15 protein-coding genes are annotated in these 19,153 nt (G+C 66.3%); 12 read left to right on the top strand and 3 right to left on the bottom strand.

Features of this window, described 5'->3' with window-relative positions; genetic code table 11:
- The first annotated feature begins 76 nt into the window (after window positions 1–76).
- The 11 genes from eccA3 to eccE all read left to right on the top strand — a co-directional run bounded on the left by eccA3 (window position 77) and on the right by eccE (window position 14,870).
- Window positions 77–1,939, top strand: coding sequence for a type VII secretion system ESX-3 AAA family ATPase EccA3 (eccA3, locus tag CKW46_RS05050; protein ID WP_015354278.1), 1,863 nt, complete (start codon window positions 77–79; stop codon window positions 1,937–1,939).
- Window positions 1,936–3,537 carry a type VII secretion protein EccB gene (eccB, locus tag CKW46_RS05055; RefSeq protein ID WP_117436219.1) on the top strand — a complete coding sequence of 534 codons (1,602 nt, stop codon included), beginning with the start codon at window positions 1,936–1,938 and terminating at the stop codon, window positions 3,535–3,537. The genes eccA3 and eccB overlap by 4 nt, the downstream gene beginning before the upstream one ends.
- Window positions 3,534–7,535, top strand: coding sequence for a type VII secretion protein EccCa (gene eccCa, locus CKW46_RS05060; protein ID WP_482052917.1), 4,002 nt, complete (start codon window positions 3,534–3,536; stop codon window positions 7,533–7,535). Before eccB ends, eccCa begins: the two co-directional genes overlap by 4 nt.
- A 2-nt stretch (window positions 7,536–7,537) precedes the next feature.
- Complete coding sequence (locus CKW46_RS05065; protein WP_011739404.1) at window positions 7,538–7,846, top strand: PE family protein; 309 nt, start codon at window positions 7,538–7,540, stop codon at window positions 7,844–7,846.
- Window positions 7,847–7,848: 2 nt separating this feature from the next.
- Window positions 7,849–9,402: a PPE family protein gene (locus CKW46_RS05070; protein WP_482052918.1), complete on the top strand. Its 1,554-nt coding sequence runs from the start codon at window positions 7,849–7,851 to the stop codon at window positions 9,400–9,402.
- Window positions 9,403–9,438: 36 nt separating this feature from the next.
- A complete protein-coding gene (gene esxG, locus CKW46_RS05075) occupies window positions 9,439–9,732 on the top strand; it encodes a type VII secretion system protein EsxG (RefSeq protein ID WP_011739406.1) in 294 nt (97 codons plus the stop codon).
- 28 nt (window positions 9,733–9,760) lie between these two features.
- Complete coding sequence (locus CKW46_RS05080; RefSeq protein ID WP_012392512.1) at window positions 9,761–10,051, top strand: WXG100 family type VII secretion target; 291 nt, start codon at window positions 9,761–9,763, stop codon at window positions 10,049–10,051.
- A gap of 8 nt (window positions 10,052–10,059) precedes the next feature.
- Complete coding sequence (locus CKW46_RS05085; protein WP_015354282.1) at window positions 10,060–10,956, top strand: ESX secretion-associated protein EspG; 897 nt, start codon at window positions 10,060–10,062, stop codon at window positions 10,954–10,956.
- A gap of 71 nt (window positions 10,957–11,027) precedes the next feature.
- The gene (eccD, locus tag CKW46_RS05090; protein ID WP_085981893.1) at window positions 11,028–12,446 is read left to right on the top strand and encodes a type VII secretion integral membrane protein EccD; all 1,419 of its coding nucleotides are present in this window, start codon (window positions 11,028–11,030) and stop codon (window positions 12,444–12,446) included.
- Window positions 12,443–13,867, top strand: a complete 1,425-nt coding sequence (gene mycP3 / locus CKW46_RS05095) for a type VII secretion system ESX-3 serine protease mycosin MycP3 (protein ID WP_482052919.1) — start codon at window positions 12,443–12,445, stop codon at window positions 13,865–13,867. The genes eccD and mycP3 overlap by 4 nt, the downstream gene beginning before the upstream one ends.
- Entirely contained in the window at window positions 13,857–14,870 is a 1,014-nt protein-coding gene (gene eccE, locus CKW46_RS05100; protein ID WP_482052920.1) for a type VII secretion protein EccE, read from the top strand. The genes mycP3 and eccE overlap by 11 nt, the downstream gene beginning before the upstream one ends.
- Here eccE and CKW46_RS05105 read toward each other — a convergent pair.
- Window positions 14,857–16,077 (bottom strand): alpha/beta hydrolase family protein, encoded by a 1,221-nt coding sequence (locus tag CKW46_RS05105; protein ID WP_482052921.1) that lies wholly within the window; start codon window positions 16,075–16,077, stop codon window positions 14,857–14,859. The two genes, eccE and CKW46_RS05105, sit on opposite strands and share 14 nt — an antisense overlap.
- Before the next feature lie 156 nt (window positions 16,078–16,233).
- Between CKW46_RS05105 and CKW46_RS05110 the strand changes: the two genes are divergently transcribed.
- Window positions 16,234–17,025: a trans-aconitate 2-methyltransferase gene (locus tag CKW46_RS05110; protein WP_015354286.1), complete on the top strand. Its 792-nt coding sequence runs from the start codon at window positions 16,234–16,236 to the stop codon at window positions 17,023–17,025.
- Between the two features lie 17 nt (window positions 17,026–17,042).
- Here the strand turns inward: CKW46_RS05110 and CKW46_RS05115 are convergent, their stop codons facing one another.
- Both CKW46_RS05115 and bluB read right to left on the bottom strand, forming a co-directional pair.
- Window positions 17,043–18,440: a sulfatase family protein gene (locus CKW46_RS05115; RefSeq protein WP_482052922.1), complete on the bottom strand. Its 1,398-nt coding sequence runs from the start codon at window positions 18,438–18,440 to the stop codon at window positions 17,043–17,045.
- Window positions 18,441–18,506: 66 nt separating this feature from the next.
- Entirely contained in the window at window positions 18,507–19,088 is a 582-nt protein-coding gene (bluB, locus tag CKW46_RS05120; protein WP_499019237.1) for a 5,6-dimethylbenzimidazole synthase, read from the bottom strand.
- Window positions 19,089–19,153 lie beyond the last annotated feature (65 nt).

Genomic DNA, 19,153 nt, shown 5'->3' on the forward strand with positions numbered 1-19,153 from the left:
GCTTATGCAATGCTAACTTCAGGGCTGATTTTGACGGTAGTTCAGAACAACGTGAGGTTCAGGAGACAGCAGAAGCGTGAAACGTGGTGATATCGGCATGCCTGCTGCTCAGTCCCCTACGTCGCGGGTAAGCGGCCGGGTGGACGCTGACGTTGTCAGCCGGTTCGCGACCTGCTGCCGCGCGCTTGGCATCGCGGTTTATGACCGCAAGCGCCCAGCTGACCTGGACGCCGCACGATCGGGTTTCGGTGCGCTGACCCGGGTCGCCAGCGATCAGTGTGACGCATGGACCGGATTGGCGGCCGCCGGAGATCAGTCAATTGGAGTCCTCGAGGCGGTCTCGCGGACCGCGGGTACGGCCGGTACGTTGCAGCGCCACGTGGAGTTGGCGGCCGGGTCGTTGGGCTTTCTCTACGACACCGGCCTTTATCTGCGGTTTCGGGCGACCGACCCGGATGGCTTTCATCTCGCGTACGCGGCGGCACTGGCGCTGGCGGGAGAGTCGGCGCAATTCGCCAAGGCCAACGAGTTGGTGTCGGGCATTGTCGACCGCCGGCCGAGCTGGCGCGACGCGCGCTGGCTCGCGGTCGTCATCAACTACCGCGCCCAGCGTTGGTCGGATGTCGTCAAGCTGCTGACCCCGATCGTCAACGACTCCGAACTTGACGAGGCCTTTGCGCACGCGGCCAAGATCACCCTGGGCACCGCGCTGGCCCGGTTGGGCATGTTTGCCCCGGCGCTGTCCTACCTCGAGGAACCGGACGGCCCCGTTCCGGTCGCCGCGGTCGATGGCGCACTGGCCAAGGCGTTGGTGTTGCGTGCCCACGTGGACGAGGAGTCGGCAAGCGAAGTCCTGCAGGACCTGTATGCCGCCCATCCGGAGACCGAGCAAATCGAGCACGCGCTCTCCGACACCAGCTTTGGGATTGTGACCACCACGACAGGTCAGATCGAGGCTCGTACCGACCCCTGGGATCCCGAAACCGAGCCCAGCGCCGACGACTTCGTCGACCCCTCCGCCCACGAGCGCAAGGGCGTGCTGCTGCACGAGGCCGAGCTTCAGCTGGCCGAGTTCATCGGACTGGAAGAGGTGAAAAACCAGGTTTCCCGGCTGAAGAGTTCGGTGGCCATGGAGCTGGTGCGTAAGCAGCGGGGGCTTGCCGTAGCTCAGCGCACCCACCACCTGATCTTCGCCGGCCCGCCCGGGACCGGTAAGACGACGATTGCGCGCGTGGTTGCCAAGATCTATTGCGGCCTTGGTCTGTTGAAGCGGGAGAACATCAGGGAGGTGCACCGCGCCGACCTCATCGGCCAACACATCGGCGAAACCGAGGCCAAGACCAACGCCATCATCGACAGCGCACTGGACGGGGTGCTGTTCCTCGATGAGGCCTACGCGCTGGTAGCAACCGGCGCCAAGAACGACTTCGGGCTGGTGGCCATCGACACCTTGCTGGCCCGCATGGAAAACGACCGTGATCGGCTGGTGGTGATCATCGCCGGTTACCGGGCCGACCTGGACAAGTTTCTGGATACCAACGAGGGCTTGCGCTCGCGATTCACCCGCAGCATCGACTTCCCCTCGTACACCTCACACGAGCTGGTGGAGATCGCACACAAGATGGCCGAACAGCGCGACAGCATCTTCGAACCGGCGGCGCTGCAGGACTTGGAGGGACTGTTCGCCAGGCTGGCGGCCGGCTCAACTCCGGACTCCAACGGAGTCTCGCGGCGCAGCCTCGACATCGCCGGCAACGGCCGGTTCGTGCGTAACATCGTCGAACGTTCCGAAGAAGAACGCGAATTCCGGCTCGACCACTCCGAGCACGCTGGATCCGGCGAGTTCAGCGATGACGAGCTAATGACAATCACCGGCTCCGACGTGGGCAGGTCGGTTGAACCGCTGCTGCGCGGCCTGGGTCTTTCGGTGCCCGCATGACGACCAATGAGCCCGTTGGCGAATGGGCCGGTGCCCGGCGATCGTTCACGTCGCGTGCCCCGGTCAACGACAACCCCGACAAGGTCGAGTACCGGCGCGGTTTCGTCACCCGTCACCAGGTGACCGGTTGGCGGTTCGTGATGCGCCGCATCGCTTCGGGTATCGCGTTGCACGACACCCGGATGCTGGTCGACCCGTTGCGCACCCAGTCGCGTTCGGTCCTGATGGGTGTGCTGATCTTCATCACCGGTTTGGTTGGCTGCTTCGTATTCTCGCTCATCCGGCCCAACGGCCAGGTGGGGAGCAACGCGGTACTCGCCGATCGGTCCACCGCCGCGCTGTACGTGCGGGTCGGAGACACCCTGCACCCGGTGCTCAACCTGACCTCCGCCCGGCTGATCGTTGGCCACCCCGTCAACCCCACGACGGTGAAAAGTACTGAGCTGGACCGTTTTCCGCGCGGCAACCTGATCGGCATTCCTGGTGCCCCCGAGCGGATGGTGCAGAGCGAGGCCCGCGACTCCGACTGGACGGTGTGCGACGCCATCAGCAGTGGGTCGCAAGGCGGCAGCGCCGCCCACAGCACCGGCGTTACGGTGATCGCCGGCTCGCCGGAGCCCAGCGGCTACCGGGCAACCGCGCTCGGCGCCGGGCAGGTGATTCTGGTCAATGACGGCACCAGTAGCTGGCTGCTGTGGGACGGCAAGCGCAGCCGGATGGACCTGGCCGACCATGCGGTCACCAATGCGCTGGGATTTGGCACCGACCTGCCCGCGCCGCGACCCATCGCGCCGGGTTTGTTCAACGCGATACCGGAGGCGGCACCGCTGGCGGCACCGGCCATTCCCGACGCAGGCAATCCGGCGGCCTTTGCCGTGCCCGGGCCTATTGGCTCAGTGGTTCAGGCTTACACCCTGGGTGACAACAGCATTCAGTACTATGCCGTGCTGCCGGACGGACTGCAGCCGATCTCGCCGGTGCTGGCTGCCATCCTGCGCAACACCAACTCCTACGGTCTGCAGCAGCCGCCGCGGATCGGTGCCGATGACGTCGCCAAGCTGCCGGTGTCGCGAATGCTGGATACCACCCGCTATCCCGCCACACCGATGCACCTTGTCGACACCGAAAGCAATCCCATCACATGCGCCTACTGGAGCAAACCGGTCGGTGCGACGACCAGCTCGCTGACCTTGTTGTCCGGAGCGGCGTTGCCGGTGCCCGACGCGGTCCACACCGTCGACTTGGTGGGTGGCGGATCGCAAAACGGTGCTGTGGCAACCCGAGTTGCCCTGGCGCCAGGTACCGGCTACTTCACCCAGACCGCTGGTGGTGGCCCTGCGGCGCCGCCCACCGGGTCGTTGTTCTGGGTCTCCGACACCGGGGTGCGCTACGGCATCGACACCGAAGGGGAAGGCGGCCGCAAGACGGTTGAGGCGCTTGGGCTGCAAGATCCCCCGGTACTGATTCCGTGGTCCGTCCTGTCGTTGTTCGCGCCAGGCCCGACGCTGTCCCGCGCCGACGCACTGATGGCCCACGACGGGTTGGCACCTGACAGCAAGCCGGGTCGTCCGGCATCGGCCGAGGGGGAGCCCCGATGAGCAGACTGATCTTCGAGGCCCGCCGGCGGCTGGCGCCGCCGAATACCCGCAAGGGCACCATCACCATCGAAGCTCCGCCGGAGTTGCCGCGGGTGATTCCGCCGTCGATGTTGCGGCGTGCGATGCCTGTTCTGATCGTGATCCTCATCGTCGGAATGATCATCGCCCTGGTGGCGACCGGGATGAAGATGATTTCCCCGCAGACCCTGTTCTTCCCCTTCGTGCTGCTGCTGGCCGCGACCGCGCTCTTCCGCGGCAACGACAAGAAGATGCGCACCGAGGAAGTCGACGCCGAACGGGCCGATTACCTGCGTTATCTGTCGGTGGTGCGGGACAACATCCGGGCCCAGGCGGCTCAGCAGCGGGCCGCGGCGCAGTGGTCCCATCCCGACCCGGACGCGTTGGCCGCGGTACCCGGATCCCGTCGGCAATGGGAGCGCGACCCGCACGATCCCGACTTCCTGGTGCTGCGGGCCGGCCGCCATTCCGTGCCGCTCACCACCACCCTGCGGGTTAGCGACACCGCGGATGAAATCGACTTGGAGCCGGTGTCGCACAGTGCATTACATAGCCTGCTCGACACCCAACGCACGGTTCGTGACGTGCCGACCGGGATCGATCTGACCAAGGTCTCGCGGGTCACCCTCGTCGGGGACCGTGCCCAGGTGCGCGACGCGCTGCGGGCCTGGGTTGCCCAAGCGGTGACCTGGCACGACCCGACGGTGCTGGGAGTGGCGCTGGCCACCCGCGACCTGGAAAGCGGCCAGTGGTCCTGGCTGAAGTGGTTGCCGCACGTCGACATCCCCGGTCAGGCCGACGGCGTGGGCCCGGCCCGCTACCTGGCGGCCGACCCCGATGACCTGGTCGAAATGTTGGCTCCCGCGATACTCGATCGCCCCGCCTACGCCGGCTCAGCAGCAGACGCGTTGCGGCACTTGCTGATCGTGGTCGACGATCCCGACTACGACATCAACGCGTCGATGCTGGCGATGGGCCGCGCCGGGGTCACCGTCGTGCACTGTTCGTCCACCCTTCCGCACCGCGAGCAGTATTCGGATCCGGAGAAGCCGATCCTGCGCATCGAGGATGGCGCCATCACCCGCTGGCAGACCGGCGGCGGCTGGCAGGCCTACATTGACCACGCGGACCAGTTGGGTGCCGACGAAGCCTCACACCTGGCCCGCCGGCTGTCGCGGTGGGATTCCAACCCAACGCATGCCGGGCTGCGCTCGGCGGCCACCCGCGGCGCGAGCTTCACCACGCTGCTGGGCATCCCGGACGCTTCACAGCTGGATGTACAGGCAATCTGGGGCCAGCGCCGCCGCGACGACGAGTTGCGCGTGCCGATCGGCATCACCGCCAGCGGCGAGCCGTTGATGTTCGACCTGAAGGACGAGGCCGAAGGCGGGATGGGGCCACACGGCCTGATGATCGGCATGACCGGGTCCGGGAAATCCCAGACCCTGATGTCGATCTTGCTGTCGCTGTTGACAACTCACTCAGCGGAGCGGCTCATCGTCATCTACGCCGACTTCAAGGGTGAGGCCGGGGCGGACAGCTTCCGGAATTTCCCTCAGGTCGTCGCGGTGATCTCCAACATGGCCGAGAAGAAGTCGCTGGCCGACCGGTTCGCCGACACCCTGCGCGGTGAGGTGGCTCGTCGCGAGACGCTGTTGCGCGAGGCCGGCCGCAAGATCCAGGGCAGCGCCTTCAACTCGGTGCTCGAATACGAGAACGCCCGGGAATCGGCGGGCGTTGCCGGACTTGACCTTCCCCCGATCCCGACGCTGTTCGTGGTCGCCGACGAGTTCACCCTGATGCTGGCCGACCACCCCGAGTACGCGGAGCTGTTCGACTACGTGGCTCGTAAAGGCCGGTCGTTCCGCATCCACATCCTGTTCGCGTCCCAGACCCTCGATGTCGGCAAGATCAAGGACATCGACAAGAACACCTCCTATCGGATCGGGCTGAAAGTCGCCAGCGCCAGCGTTTCTCGCCAGATCATCGGGGTAGAGGACGCCTACCACATCGAGGCGGGCAAAGAGCACAAGGGCGTCGGCTTTCTGGTTCCGGCGCCGGGTGCGGCCCCGATCCGGTTCCGCAGCACCTACGTCGACGGCATCTACGAGCCGCCCCAGCAGACCAAGACCCGGGTTGTGCACAACATCCCGGAGCCCAAGTTGTTCACCGCCACCGCGGTGGAGCCGGATCCGGACACCGTCATCTCCGAGGTCGAAGAGGAGCACCCGGTTGGTCCGCCGCGCAAGTTGATCGCAACGATCGGCGAACAGCTGGCCCGCTACGGTCCGCAGGCGCCGCGGCTGTGGCTGCCGCCGTTGGACGAGCCCATCCCGTTGAGCACGCTGCTGGCCACGGCCGGGGTGGCGCAACGACAGTGGCGCTGGCCCCTCGGCGAGATCGACAAGCCATTCGAGATGCGCCGCGACCCGCTGGTGTTCGATGCGACCTCGTCGGCCGGGAACTTGGTGATCCATGGTGGTCCCAAATCCGGAAAGTCCACCGCGCTGCAGTCGTTCATGCTGTCGGCCGCCAGCCTGCATTCGCCCAGCGAGGTCACGTTCTATTGCCTGGACTACGGCGGCGGGCAACTGCGGGCGCTGCAGGACCTGGCCCACGTCGGTAGCGTCGCATCCGCACTGGAACCCGAACGCATTCGGCGCACCTTCGGTGAGTTGGAGCAGTTGCTGCTGGCGCGTCAGCAGCGCGAGGTGTTCCGGGACCGGGGTGGAAACGGTCAGGCCCATGGTTCGGTCCCCGACGACGGTTTCGGCGAGGTATTCCTGGTCATCGACAACCTGTACGCGTTCAGCCGCGACAACACCGACCAGTTCAACACTCGTAACCCGTTGCTGGCCAGGGTGACTGAGTTGGTCAATGTCGGCATGGCGTACGGGATCCACGTCATCATCACCACCCCCAGCTGGCTGGAGGTGCCGTTGGCGATGCGCGACGGTCTCGGGATGCGTCTCGAACTGCGGTTGCACGACGCGCGGGACAGCAACGTGCGGGTGGTCGGCGCGCTGCGTCGACCGGCCGAATCCGTTCCGCACGACCAGCCCGGCCGCGGGCTAACCATGGCCGCCGAGCATTTCCTGTTCGCCGCGCCAGAGCTGGATCAGGTGCCGGCAATCAACGCGCGCTACCCGGGCATGGCCGCCCCACCGGTGCGGCTGTTGCCGATCGACCTTGCCCCGGACGCGGTCGGAAACCTCTACCGCGGCCCGGATCAGATCGTCATCGGTCAGCGCGAAGAAGACTTGGCGCCGGTGGTGCTCAACCTTGCCGAGAACCCGCTGTTGATGGTGTTCGGTGACAGCAAATCGGGCAAGACGACCCTGCTGCGCCACATCATCCGCACCGTTCGTGAGCACTCCACCGAGGATCAGGTGGCTTTCACCGTGCTGGATCGACGGCTGCATCTCGTTGACGAGCCGTTATTCCCCGAAAACGAGTACACCGCCAACATCGACCGGATCGTCCCGGCGATGCTGGGCCTGGCCAACCTGATCGACTCACGACGGCCGCCGACGGGCATGTCTGCCGCGGAGCTGGCCCGGTGGACTTATCAGGGCCACACCCACTACCTCATCATCGATGACGTTGACCAGATCCCGGACACGGCCGCGATGTCGGGTCCCTTTGCCGGGCAGCGGCCGTGGACACCGCTGATCGGTCTGCTGGCCCAAGCCTCAGATCTCGGGTTGCGGGTGATCGTCACGGCGCGCGCGTCCGGATCGGCGCACGCGCTGATGACCAGCCCGCTGTTGCGCCGGTTCAACGATCTGCAGGCGACCACGTTGATGTTGGCGGGCAACCCGCAAGACAGCGGCAAGATCCGCGGTCAGCGGTTCAGTCGCCTACCGGCGGGACGAGCGATGTTGTTGGGCGACAGTGATGATCCGACGTACGTGCAATTGGTCAATCCGCTTGTCGGTGAGGCCGCGACAGTTACTGAAACGCAGCAGAAGGGAAATTAGTCATGACGTTGCGAGTGGTTCCGGAGGGATTGGCCGCGGCTAGTGCCGCGGTGGAAGCGCTGACCGCCCGGCTGGCGGCTGCGCACGCAAGCGCATCCCCAGTGATCTCAGCGGTGGTGCCCGCCGCGGTCGATCCGGTGTCGTTGCAGACTGCGGCCGGGTTCAGTGCCCAAGGCATTGAGCACGCTGCGGTGGCGGCCGAGGGTGTCGAAGAGTTGGGACGAGCCGGTCTCGGCGTGGGTGAGTCCGGCGTGAGCTATCTCGCCGGCGATGCGGTTGCCGCTGCTACCTACGGGATCGCAGGCGCCTGACAATGGCTGTTGCCGCCGGTCCTATCTGGATTGCGTCGCCACCCGAGGTGCATTCGGCGATGCTGAGTAGCGGTCCCGGCCCGGCTTCGCTGCTTGCAGCGGCCGGAGTCTGGAGCGCGCTCAGCGCCGAGTATGCCTTGGCGGCGGCGGAACTCAGTGAGGTACTGGCGGCGGTGCAAGCGGGAGCCTGGCAGGGGCCAAGCGGTTTCCAGTACGTGGCCGCGCATCTTCCGTATGTGGCGTGGCTGCTGCAGGCCAGCGCTGATGGTGCCGGCAAGGCGGCCGAGCACGAGGCCGCTGCGGTGGCCTACTCGGGCGCGTTGGCGGCAATGCCGACGCTCACCGAGCTGGGCGCAAATCACGCCCTGCACGGTGTCCTGGTCGCAACAAACTTCTTTGGGCTCAATGCGATTCCGATCGCGCTCAATGAAGCTGACTACGTTCGGATGTGGGTGCTGGCCGCTACCACCATGGGTTTGTATCAGGCGACTGCGGGTGCGGCGCTGGCCTCGGCGCCGCGCACCGGTCCGCCGCCGAAGGTGGTCAACCCCGGCGGTGGGCAGGTGGCTCACCTTGCCGCCGACGCGGCCCAGGCGCAGTCCGGGGCCGCAGCGGCAGGGGGCTCCGACCCCTGGCAGTTGCTTTGGCAGTTGCTGCAATATCTGTGGAATGCCTACACCGGGTTCAACACCTGGATGTTCGATTTGATCTGGGAATTCCTGCAGGACCCAATCGGAAACACGATCAAGATCATCATCGCGTTCCTGACCAACCCGTTGCAGGCCATCATCACCTACGGCCCACTGTTGTTCGCGTTGAGCTATCAGATTTTCTTCAACCTCGTCGGCTGGCCGACCTGGGCCCTGATCTTGAGTTCTCCTTTCCTGCTGCCGGCGGCGCTGGGTCTGGCCTTGAGCGCCATAGCGTTCACGCCCATCCAGATTGCGGCGGAGGTACCGGCCGCGGCCGCGCCACTGGCCGCCGCGGCCGTCACTGCCAAGTCTGTGTTCCCGGCGGCCAGCCTCGCTTCGCCGGGCACCGGCTCCGCGGGGGCTCCTGCGTCGGGCGCCGGCGCCGGCGCACCCGGAACTGCGCCACCGGGCCCGGGCGCTCCGGCGCCGGCGAGTTTTCTCTATGCCGTTGGTGGCAGCGGTGATTGGGGTCCCAGCCTGGGGCCAACGGTAGGCGGTCGAAGCGGTGCCAAGGCGCCGGCTGCGACCATCCCGGCGGCCGGCGCGGCGGCGGCCAGCCGAGCCTCCGCGCGCAGCCGGCGACGTCGGCGAACCGAAATGCGGGACTACGGCGACGAGTTCCTGGATATGGACGCAAATGGTGTCACCGGGCCGGCGGCGACCGACGACGCCGCACGGGCGTCCGAGCGTGGGGCCGGGCAATTCGGCTTCGCCGGCACCGTATCCACCGAGGCGGTGTTGCAGGCCGCGGGCCTGACGGAGCTCGCGGTGGACGAATTTGGAAACGGTCCCCGGATGCCGATGGTGCCGGGCAGCTGGGACAGCCCCCAGGAAGGGAGAGAAGACGGTTTACAAAGTGAGTGACCGAAACCCACGCCGAGAGGAGACAAGGAGATAGTTATGAGTCTTTTGGATGCACACATTCCACAGTTGGTGGCGTCGCAGGCAGCGTTTGGTGCGAAGGCCGGATTGATGCGCCACACCATCAGCCAGGCCGAGCAGGCTGCGCTGTCGGCGCAGGCTTTTCACCAGGGCGAGTCCGCGGCATCTTTTCAGGCCGCCCACGCGCGTTTCGTCGCGGCAGCCGCCAAGGTGAACACCTTGCTGGATATCGCGCAGGCGAACCTGGGCGAAGCCGCCGGCACCTATGTGGCTGCCGACGCTGCGGCCGCCTCTGCGTACACCGGTTTCTGAGTCCAGTCATAGAACGAAAGGGTTTGTGATGTCACAGATCATGTACAACTACCCGGCGATGCTGGCCCACGCCGGGGACATGTCGGGCTACGCCGGCACGATGCAGGGGCTGGGTGCCGACATCTCCGCCGAGCAGGCCGCGTTGTCCAGCGCCTGGCAGGGTGACACCGGGGTGACCTACCAGGCGTGGCAGGCGCAGTGGAACCAGGCGATGGAAGACCTGGTGCGGGCCTACCAGTCGATGTCTGGAACCCACGAAGCCAACACCATGGCCATGCTGGCTCGCGACACGTCCGAAGCCGCAAAATGGGGCGGCTAATCCTTTAAATGGAGTCAATGCCCAACGCAGTTGAACTCACGGTCGAGAACGCGTGGTTCATTGCGGAGATGGTTGGCGCGGGCACCTTTCCGTGGGTGCTCGCGATCACCACGCCCTACAGCGATGAGGCCCAGCGCAGTGCCTTTTTCGCGCGGCAACGAGATGAGCTGACCCAGCTAGGTCTGTTGTCCTCGGACGGTGTGGTCAATCCGGCGGTGGCCGAGTGGATCAAAGTGGTCTGCTTTCCCGAGCGGTGGCTGGACCTGCGTTACGTGGGTCCAGGCACGGGCAACGGCGGCGAGGATCTGTTGCGCGGCATCGTGGCGCAAAGTGCCGGAATCATGGGCAAGGCCGGCAAGGCCCACCCGAGCTTCAACACCGTTGTCGCGCTGCGTAAGGCCCAATTGGTCACCTTCACGGCAATGGACATCGACGACCCCAGGGCCCTGGTTCCGGTGCTCGGGGTCGGACTGTCGGCCCGGCCGCCGGCCCGCTTCGAGGAATTCAGCATGCCGATGCGGGTTGGTGCCAGGGCCGATGAGCGGTTGCGCTCCGGCGAGTCGCTCGACGAGGTTCTCGACTACCTCGGCATTCCAGTTTCGGCGCGGCCGGTGGTCCAGGCCGTCTTCTCCGGGCCGCGCAGCTACGTCGAGATTGTCGCCGGCTGCAATCGCGACGGCGAGCACACCACCACCGACGTCGGCCTGAGCATCGTCGATACCACCGCGGGGCGAGTGCTGGTCAGCCCGTCGCGCGCCTTCGACGGTGAATGGGTTTCCACCTTCAGCGCCGGGACTCCCTTCGCGACAGCGGTCGCGATAGACCAACTGATCGCCAACCTGCCGGACGGCCAGTGGTTCCCCGGCCAAAGGTTGTCCCGAGATTTTTCGAGTCAACCCTCCTAGTGACCTCCTAGCAATGAGAAAGAGAGCATGATGTCCCAGCAACGGCCGCAGCGCCTTTCGAAGGCCCAATGATGTCCGGCACCGTCATGCCGATCGTCCGCGTTGCGATTCTGGCGGACAGCCGGCTGACGGAAGTTGCGCTGCCCGCGGAGTTACCGCTACGCGAAATCCTGCCTGCCGTACAGCGGTTGGTGATTCCGGTGGCCGAAGACGGTGACGCTGGATCGGCCGACCTGGGCATAGCTGGACATCTGAGCCTGGCGCCCGTCGGTGGGGCGCCGTTCAGCCTGGACGCCAGCCTGGACACCGTCGGGGTGGTCGACGGCGATCTGCTCGTGCTGCAGCCGGTACCCACCGGTCCGGCCGCGCCGGGAATCGTTGAGGACATCGCCGACGCGGCCATGATCTTCTCGACTTCGCGGTTGCGGCCCTGGGACGCCCGGCATCTGCAACGCGGCGCGCTGGCGGCGTTGATCGGTGTGGCGCTGGCGGGATCCGGGCTGGCGGTCGCCTACCGGGCGGCCACCGGTGCACTGGCCGGACTGCTCATCGTCAGTGTGATCGCGGTGGCCATGGCGTTGGCCGGTCTGCTGTTGGGCGCCCGTTCGCCACGAACCGGTATCGCATTGTCGATCGCCGCGTTGGCGCCCGTCGGCGCGGCGCTGGCGCTGGCGGTGCCCGGATCGTTTGGTGCCGCGCAGGTGCTGCTCGCGGCCGCCGGCGTGACCGCTTGGTCGCTGATCTGTCTGATGGTTCCCGGTGAGCAGCGTGAGCGCATCGTCGCGCTGTTCACCGCCGTGGCTGTGGTCGGGGCCGCGCTGTTGCTTGCGGCCGGTGCCGAACTGCTCTGGCAGCTGCCGGTGTCGAGCATTGGCTGCGGGTTGATCGTGGCGGCGCTGCTGGTCACCATCCAGTCTGCTCAGCTCTCCGCGGTGTGGGCGCGCTTCCCGTTGCCGGTGATCCCGGCGCCGGGGGACCCCACCCCGTCGGCTCCATCGCTGCGAGTGTTGGAAGACCTGCCGCGGCGGGTGCGGGTCAGTGACGCCCACCAGAGCGGTTTCATCGCCGCGGCCGTACTGCTCAGCGTGCTGGGGTCGGTGGCAATCGCGCTGCGCCCGGACACGGTGAGCGCTCTGGGCTGGTACGTGGTCGCGGCAACCGCGGCGACCGCTACGTTGCGCGCCCGAATTTGGGATTCGGCCGCCTGCAAGGCATGGCTGCTCACCCAGCCCTATCTGGTAGGCGGGACGCTGTTGGTGCTCTACGCCGCGACCGGCCACTTCATTGCCGCCTTCGGCGCATTGGTGGTGCTGGCCGTGCTGGCGGTGGCCTGGGTTGTGGTCGCACTGAATCCCGTCATCGCGTCGCCGGAAAGCTACTCGCCGCCGCTGCGGCGGCTGTTGGGCTTCCTCGCCGCGGGCTTGGACGCCTCGCTTATCCCGGTCATGGCGTATCTGGTGGGCTTGTTCACCTGGGTGCTCAATCGATGAAGCGGGCCGGTTCGGCCTGCCTCACAGCAATTCTGGCCATTTTCACCACGGGTGCGTTGTGGGCCGCGCCGCCGGTATCGGCGATCAGCCCTCCGGCGGTTGATGACTCGGTGCAGCCGCCAAGCGGCACCCCCGGGCCCGTACAGACGATGGAGCAACGTGGTGCCTGCAGCGTCTCGGGGCTGATCCCCGGTACCGACATCAGCGTCCCGGGAGCCAGCCAAGCGATGCTGAACCTTCCTGCCGCATGGCAGTTTTCGCGTGGTGAAGGTCAGCTGGTGGCAATCCTGGACACCGGCGTGCAGCCGGGCCCACGGCTACCCAACGTCGATGCCGGTGGCGACTTCGTGGATTCGACGGACGGGCTGACCGACTGTGATGGCCGTGGCACCCTGGTCGCCGGGATCGTCGCCGGCCAGCCCGGTAACGACGGCTTCTCGGGCGTGGCACCCGCGGCACGCCTGCTGTCCATCAGAGTGACATCGGACAAGTTCTCGGCCCGCTCGAGCGGCGGGGATCCTTCGGTGGAGCGAGCGACGATCGACGTCGCGGCCCTGGGGCGGGCCATTGTGCATGCCGCCGACCGGGGCGCGCGGGTGATCAACATTTCCTCGATCACCTGTCTGCCGGCGGACCGCCAGGTCGACCAGGCCGCGCTCGGCGCCGCGATCCGCTATGCGGCCGTGGACAAAGACGTGGTGATTGTGGCCGCCGTCGGCAACAGCGGAGCTGGTGGCCCGGGCAGCGGCGGCACGTGTGAGTCCAATCCGCTGACCGACCTGAGCCATCCGGACGATCCGCGCAACTGGGCCGGCGTCACCTCGGTGTCGATCCCGTCGCTGTGGCAGCCCTACGTGCTGTCGGTGGCATCGTTGACTGCGGGTGGACAGCCGTCGAAGTTCACCATGGCCGGGCCGTGGGTGGGCATCGCCGCTCCCGGCGAAAACATCGTCTCGGTGAGCAACGCTGGCGGCGGTGGTCTGGCCAACGGCCTGCCCAACCAGCGCCAGCAACTGACGCCGCTCAGCGGCACCAGCTACGCGGCGGGCTACGTCTCCGGCGTCGCCGCACTGGTCCGCAGCAAGTATCCCGAACTGACCGCGGCGCAGGTGATGCATCGCCTCACCGCCACGGCACACAACGGTGCCAGGGATCCGTCCAACGTCGTCGGAGCCGGAATTCTGGACCCAGCGGCGGCGCTGACCTGGGAGCTGCCCGCCGCCGACGGGGGTGCGCCGCAGGTGGCACCGGCAAAGCCGGTGTCAGTTCCGCCGGCACCGCAGCCGCGGAACACCACCCCACGAAACGTGGCGTTCGCCGGCGCCGCCGCCTTGACGGTGCTCGTTGCGGGTGTAGCGGCGACCGTGGCAATAGCGCGCCGACGCAAGGACGCCGAAGGAAGGACTGCGCGTGAGCTTTGATCGATCCATACCTCGGCCGGGCTCCGGGCGGATCACCCTGGCGCTGCTCGCGGTGGTGCCCGCCGTGATGGCCTATCCCTGGCATTCCCGCAGGGACTACTGGCTGATCGGCATCGCCGCCTTCGTCGTGATCGTGCTCTTCGCCTGGTGGCGCGGGCTTTACCTGACAACCATCCTGCACCGGCGAGTGGCGATGATGCGCCGTCGGCCCGCTGAGTCAGGGGCCGAAGCCGACACCAGCACGACGGTGACATTGCGCATCGGGCCGCCCGCCTCCGACATCGACGTGCTGCCGCTGCCGGTAATAGCTCGATACCTGAACTGCTACGGCATCCGCGTTGACGCGATTCGCATCACCGGCCGCACCACCGGGTCGGGTGAAACTCAGACCTGGATCGGACTGACGGTGTCGGCGGCCACCAACCTGGCGGCGCTGCAGGCTCGCGCAGCGCGCATCCCGTTGCACGAGACCGCCCGGGTTACCGCCCGCCGGCTCGCTGATCACCTGCGCGAGATCGGCTGGGAGGTCAGCTTGGTCGCGGCCGAGGACTTGCCGTCGCTGCTGGATCCCGACTCCGATCACGCTCTCCGCGAGACCTGGCGGGGCGTGCAGCACGGCGACTCGGAGTATCTGGCCGCATATCGGGTGATTGTGGACGCTGCGCTGCCCGACACACTGGCCGAGATCTGGTCGCATCCGGCGTTGGAAACCTGGATGGCCATCGAGATCGCCGCGCGCGGTCGGTCGGGAGCCGATTATTCGGTTGCCGCCGCGTGCGCATTCCGCACCGATGAGCAACCGGCCGTCGCAGCACCGTTGGCCACCCTGATACCGCAACGGGGAAACCATGGGCCCACGCTTGCGGCCATGGAACTGTCCTCCACCCGTGCGCTCGACGGATACGCCGACGCGCCGGAGAACCTGCTGATGCGGCTGGTGTGGTCCACCCCGGGTGCCGGGTTGCACCGCGCTGCGCCGACCGAAACCGCTAGTCGAACATGAAGTCGCCCAGGAACGCGGTCATCCGCCGCAGATAGTCCAACTGACTCACGTGTAGCACGTGACTGCCGGGAAACCAGTGCAGCGCGCAGCGATCCCAGTGTTCCCAAAGCGTTTCCGCGTGATCGGGTGGAGCCATCCGATCGCCCAGGCCGGCGATGATCATCCGGCGGTGCTTGGGTAGTTGCGGCCGGTAGTTCAGCGGGCTGTGAAACGCCAGCCCGGCATCCAGCTCGCCGCGGCTGATGCTGGACAGGCACAGTCCGAGCCGGACCAGTTTGCTGGCCGGGAACCATTGCTCGAATAGCTTTGCTGGTGTGACGACCGGACAGTTCGGGATCACGGCCTCTAGCCGGTTTTCGACCGACGACACCAGCGCGGAGGTATAGCCGCCCAGCGATATGCCAGTCAGTGCTATTCGCGTGACACCGGTGTGGTGCAGGTAGTCCACGATAGACCGGAAGTCGTACACCGCTTGGGCCATCGACTCGGCGAAACCGCTCAACCCGCTTGCGAAGAATCCGAAACCGCTAAATGGCGAGAATCTTTCGGCTCGCTTCCCATGAAAAGGCAACGTGTACAACAGCACGTCATAGCCGGATCGGTAATACCACGGCAGGGAGAAAAACAGTCCGTTGAGCAAGTACGACGACCCCATGAAGCCATGAATGACGCACAGGGTGGGCCGTGGCCCGTCGTCGTGGCGCCAGTGTTGCGCGCGTACGACGTTGTTGGAAGTCAGTGCGCTCCAGTGCTGGCGCATGTTGGGGTTGATCGCGCGAAAGCCGCTGGTGAAAGAGATGTCGTCGACGCTGCCACGGGCGATCGACTCCGCCAGCGGGCTGGCCGGGCGGGCCGAAATCCTGGGCAATTCGGTGGGCGCCGCAAATGACTTGCGTGGATCTTGTTCGGCCGCGAGCTCGGCATAGAAATTCAGGTTTGCCCGCTCACCACCGGAGTCGAGGCGGCGCAGTGCGTGAGCGACCACGGCGGGTGCCACGGTGGTGGACAGCAGTGAGGACGCGTAGGTGCGTAGCGCGATATCGCCGACTGCCGATGACTCGACAACGAGGCGTTGCCGAAGCGACAGCGCCGACAGTGGGGGCAGGCCTTCGGCACCGGCTTCCCCGCCGGGCACATCGGGAATCGGGACCGGCGGATCAATGGGATCGGTCTCAGAAGTCCCGGACGTCTCCGAAATCTCCGACATCCCGTCGATGCTATCGCGTCGATAGCCCAGAGCGTGGGTTGTTCCGACAGTATCGTCAATTTCTGCGTGGGTTTGGGTGCGTGTTAGGGGCGTTTTCGGTAAGTAGGTTTGTCCTATGGCACCCATCTGGCGACGGTGTTGATCAGGAGGACCGATATGTGGGATCCCGACGTCTACCTAGCCTTTGCGGATCATCGCGGCCGCCCGTTCTATGACCTGGTCTCGCGGATAGGTGCCAAACGGGCGCGCCGAGTGGTCGACCTCGGCTGCGGGCCGGGCAACTTGACCCGATACCTGGCGCGACGCTGGCCCGAGGCGATCATCGAAGCGTGGGACAGTTCGCCGCAGATGGTCGCGGCCGCCCGGGAACGTGGAATCGATGCCACTACAGGCGACTTGCGCACGTGGAAGCCGAAGCCTGACACCGATGTGGTGATCAGCAGCGCCGCGTTGCACTGGGTGCCCGAACACGCCGACCTGATGGTCCAGTGGGCAACGGAGCTGCCGCACGGATCGTGGATCGCGGTTCAGGTTCCGGGGAACTTCGAAACACCATCGCATGCTGTGGTGCGTGCGCTGGCCCGCCGCGAACCCTATGCAAAACTGATGCGCGACATACCATTTCGGGTTGGTGCCGTGGTCGGCTCACCGGCAAGCTACGCAGGTTTGTTGATGGACGCCGGATGTAAGGTCGATGCCTGGGAGACGACTTATCTGCACCAGCTCACCGGCAAGAATCCGGTGCTGGAATGGATTACCGGCACTGCGATGGTTCCGGTGCGGGAACGGCTCGACGACGTGAGCTGGGAACAGTTCCGCCAAGAACTGATTCCGCTGTTGGATGACGCCTATCCGCCGCGGTCCGATGGCACGACCATGTTCCCCTTCCGGCGGTTGTTCATCGTGGCCGAGGTGGGTGGCGCCCGCCGCTCCGCTGACGTTTCCTAGTTATTGTCCTGTGCGACTTAACCTTCGATGTCACGGTCCGCCGCGGCTGACGAGTCCTCGCGTGGCGTCGGCTGATGGCTCTTCAGGTAGGTTTCGGTATAGCGCGCCGCGATGTGGGAACCGGCGAAATCCGAAGGGATCACGTCCCCGGTGCTCTGGCGCCAATCGTTGAGGAGCGCCGCCAGTTCGGCCGCGACAGGATCCGCGGACGCGGCGCCCTCGCCGGCCAGCAGGTTGGCGGTCTCGGTGGGGTCGCTGCGCAGGTCATACAATTCTTGCGCCGGACGCGGTGACGAAACCAGGGGTGCGACCGCCAGCCCGGACGGGCTTTCCTCGATGTCCTTGGGCAAATCCAGCATTGGCCGCGAGACGTAGTTCTCGATGTAGCTGTATTCCTTGGTGCGGATAGCCCGAATGGGATCGAACGAGTCGTGGTAGGTCTTCATGGCGTAGACATGCTCACGAACCGGCCGGCCATCCGCGTCGGCCTCAGGCGAGATCAGCGCGTGCGCGTGGGAGAGGCCTTCGACATCGGCGGGAATGTCGATTCCCAACAGGCTCAGCAGGGTTGGTAGCAGGTCGACCCCGCTGAACAATTCGTCATAGACCCGAGGTGGCACCGCCAGGCGCTTGGGCGGACGGACGATCATTGCAATGCCGGTACCGGCGTCATACAGCGTCGACTTGGCGCGGGGAAAGGCCGGGCCGTGATCGGTCAGGAACACCACCCAGGTGCTGGCGTCCAGCCCGGTCTGTTCGAGCGTGTCCAGGATGCGGCCGACGGCCGCGTCCGCGGTGGTGATGGCGCCATAGAAATCCGCAAGATCCTGACGCACTTCGGGGGTGTCGGGCAGGTAGTCGGGCAGGTCGACGGTCGAGCTGTCCGCGGGCTCGTAGCGTTCGTGCGGGTAGGGGCGGTGAGTTTCGAAGAACCCGGCGGTGAGCAGAAACGGCTGCCCGGCAAGGGCTGCGACGCCCTCATGCAGCCAGTTCTGCACTTTGTCCACCATGTAGTCGCAGTAGGAACTCGAGACGTCCAGCTCATCAAAGCCCAGTCGACTCGGCTGCGAAGTCTCGTGTTGCATCCCGAAAAGCGCTGAATGCCAGCCATGTTCACCGAGCAACTGGGGCAGGGTCCGGACACCGGAGCGGTACTCCCAGCCGTGATGGGCCAGACCTACCAGGCCATTGCTCTGCGGGTAGCGGCCGGTGAACAGCGAGCCGCGCGATGGCGAGCACAGCGGGGCGGTGGCGTGCGCGCGGGTGAACAGGATTGCCTCGCCGGCGAGCCGGTCCAACCGCGGGCTGTCGACATCGCGGTGGCCGTAGGCGCCCAGGTAGCGCCCCAGATCGTGCCAGTGCACGATCAGCACATTTTGCCCGCCGTCGTTGCTGCCGCTGCCCGCACCCGTCATCTTGGCCTCACCCCTTCAGCGCGCTCGCGGCGGCGACGATACCGGGTGCAGCGGATGCGCCGAAGGTCACGGCTGGTCCCACCGGTTTTCCGAAACGAACTCCGGCAGTGGCCGCGCAACGGCCCATCCGTCCAGCTCCAACGCCGGCTGCTGCGGAAACTCGGGCACCGGGCCCAGGCACAAGACTGCCACCGGTTCGGCCCCGTCGGGCATCCGCAACAGATCCGCCAACCGATGCGGGTCGAACAGCGACACCCAACCCATGCCCAGGCCTTCGGCGCGGGCGGCCAGCCACAGATTCTGGATCGCGCAGGACACCGAGGCGAGATCCATCTGCGGCAGCGTTCGCCGTCCGAAGATGTGCCCGTCGCGCCCGTCGCGCAGGGCCACCACCATCAGCTCCGCGCACTCGAGAATGCCTTCGACTTTCAGTGCGAGAAATTCATCGGCCCGCTCGCCCAGCGCCCCGGCGGTCAGCGCCCGTTCCTCGTCGACCAGGGTGTGGATGCGTCTGCGCAGCCCCGTGTCGGTGATCCGGATGAACCGCCAGGGCTGCATCAGGCCCACGTTGGGTGCGGCGTGCGCGGCATGCAATAGGCGTGTCAGCACGTCCTCGGGCACCACGGCGCCCGGGACGAAGTGGCGCATGTCCCGCCGCTCGGTGATCACGCGATACACCGCTTGCCGTTCTTGGGCGGTGAATGCGTAGTCAG

Source organism: Mycobacterium liflandii (genome assembly GCF_022354805.1).
Classification (GTDB): Bacteria; Actinomycetota; Actinomycetes; order Mycobacteriales; family Mycobacteriaceae; genus Mycobacterium; species Mycobacterium marinum.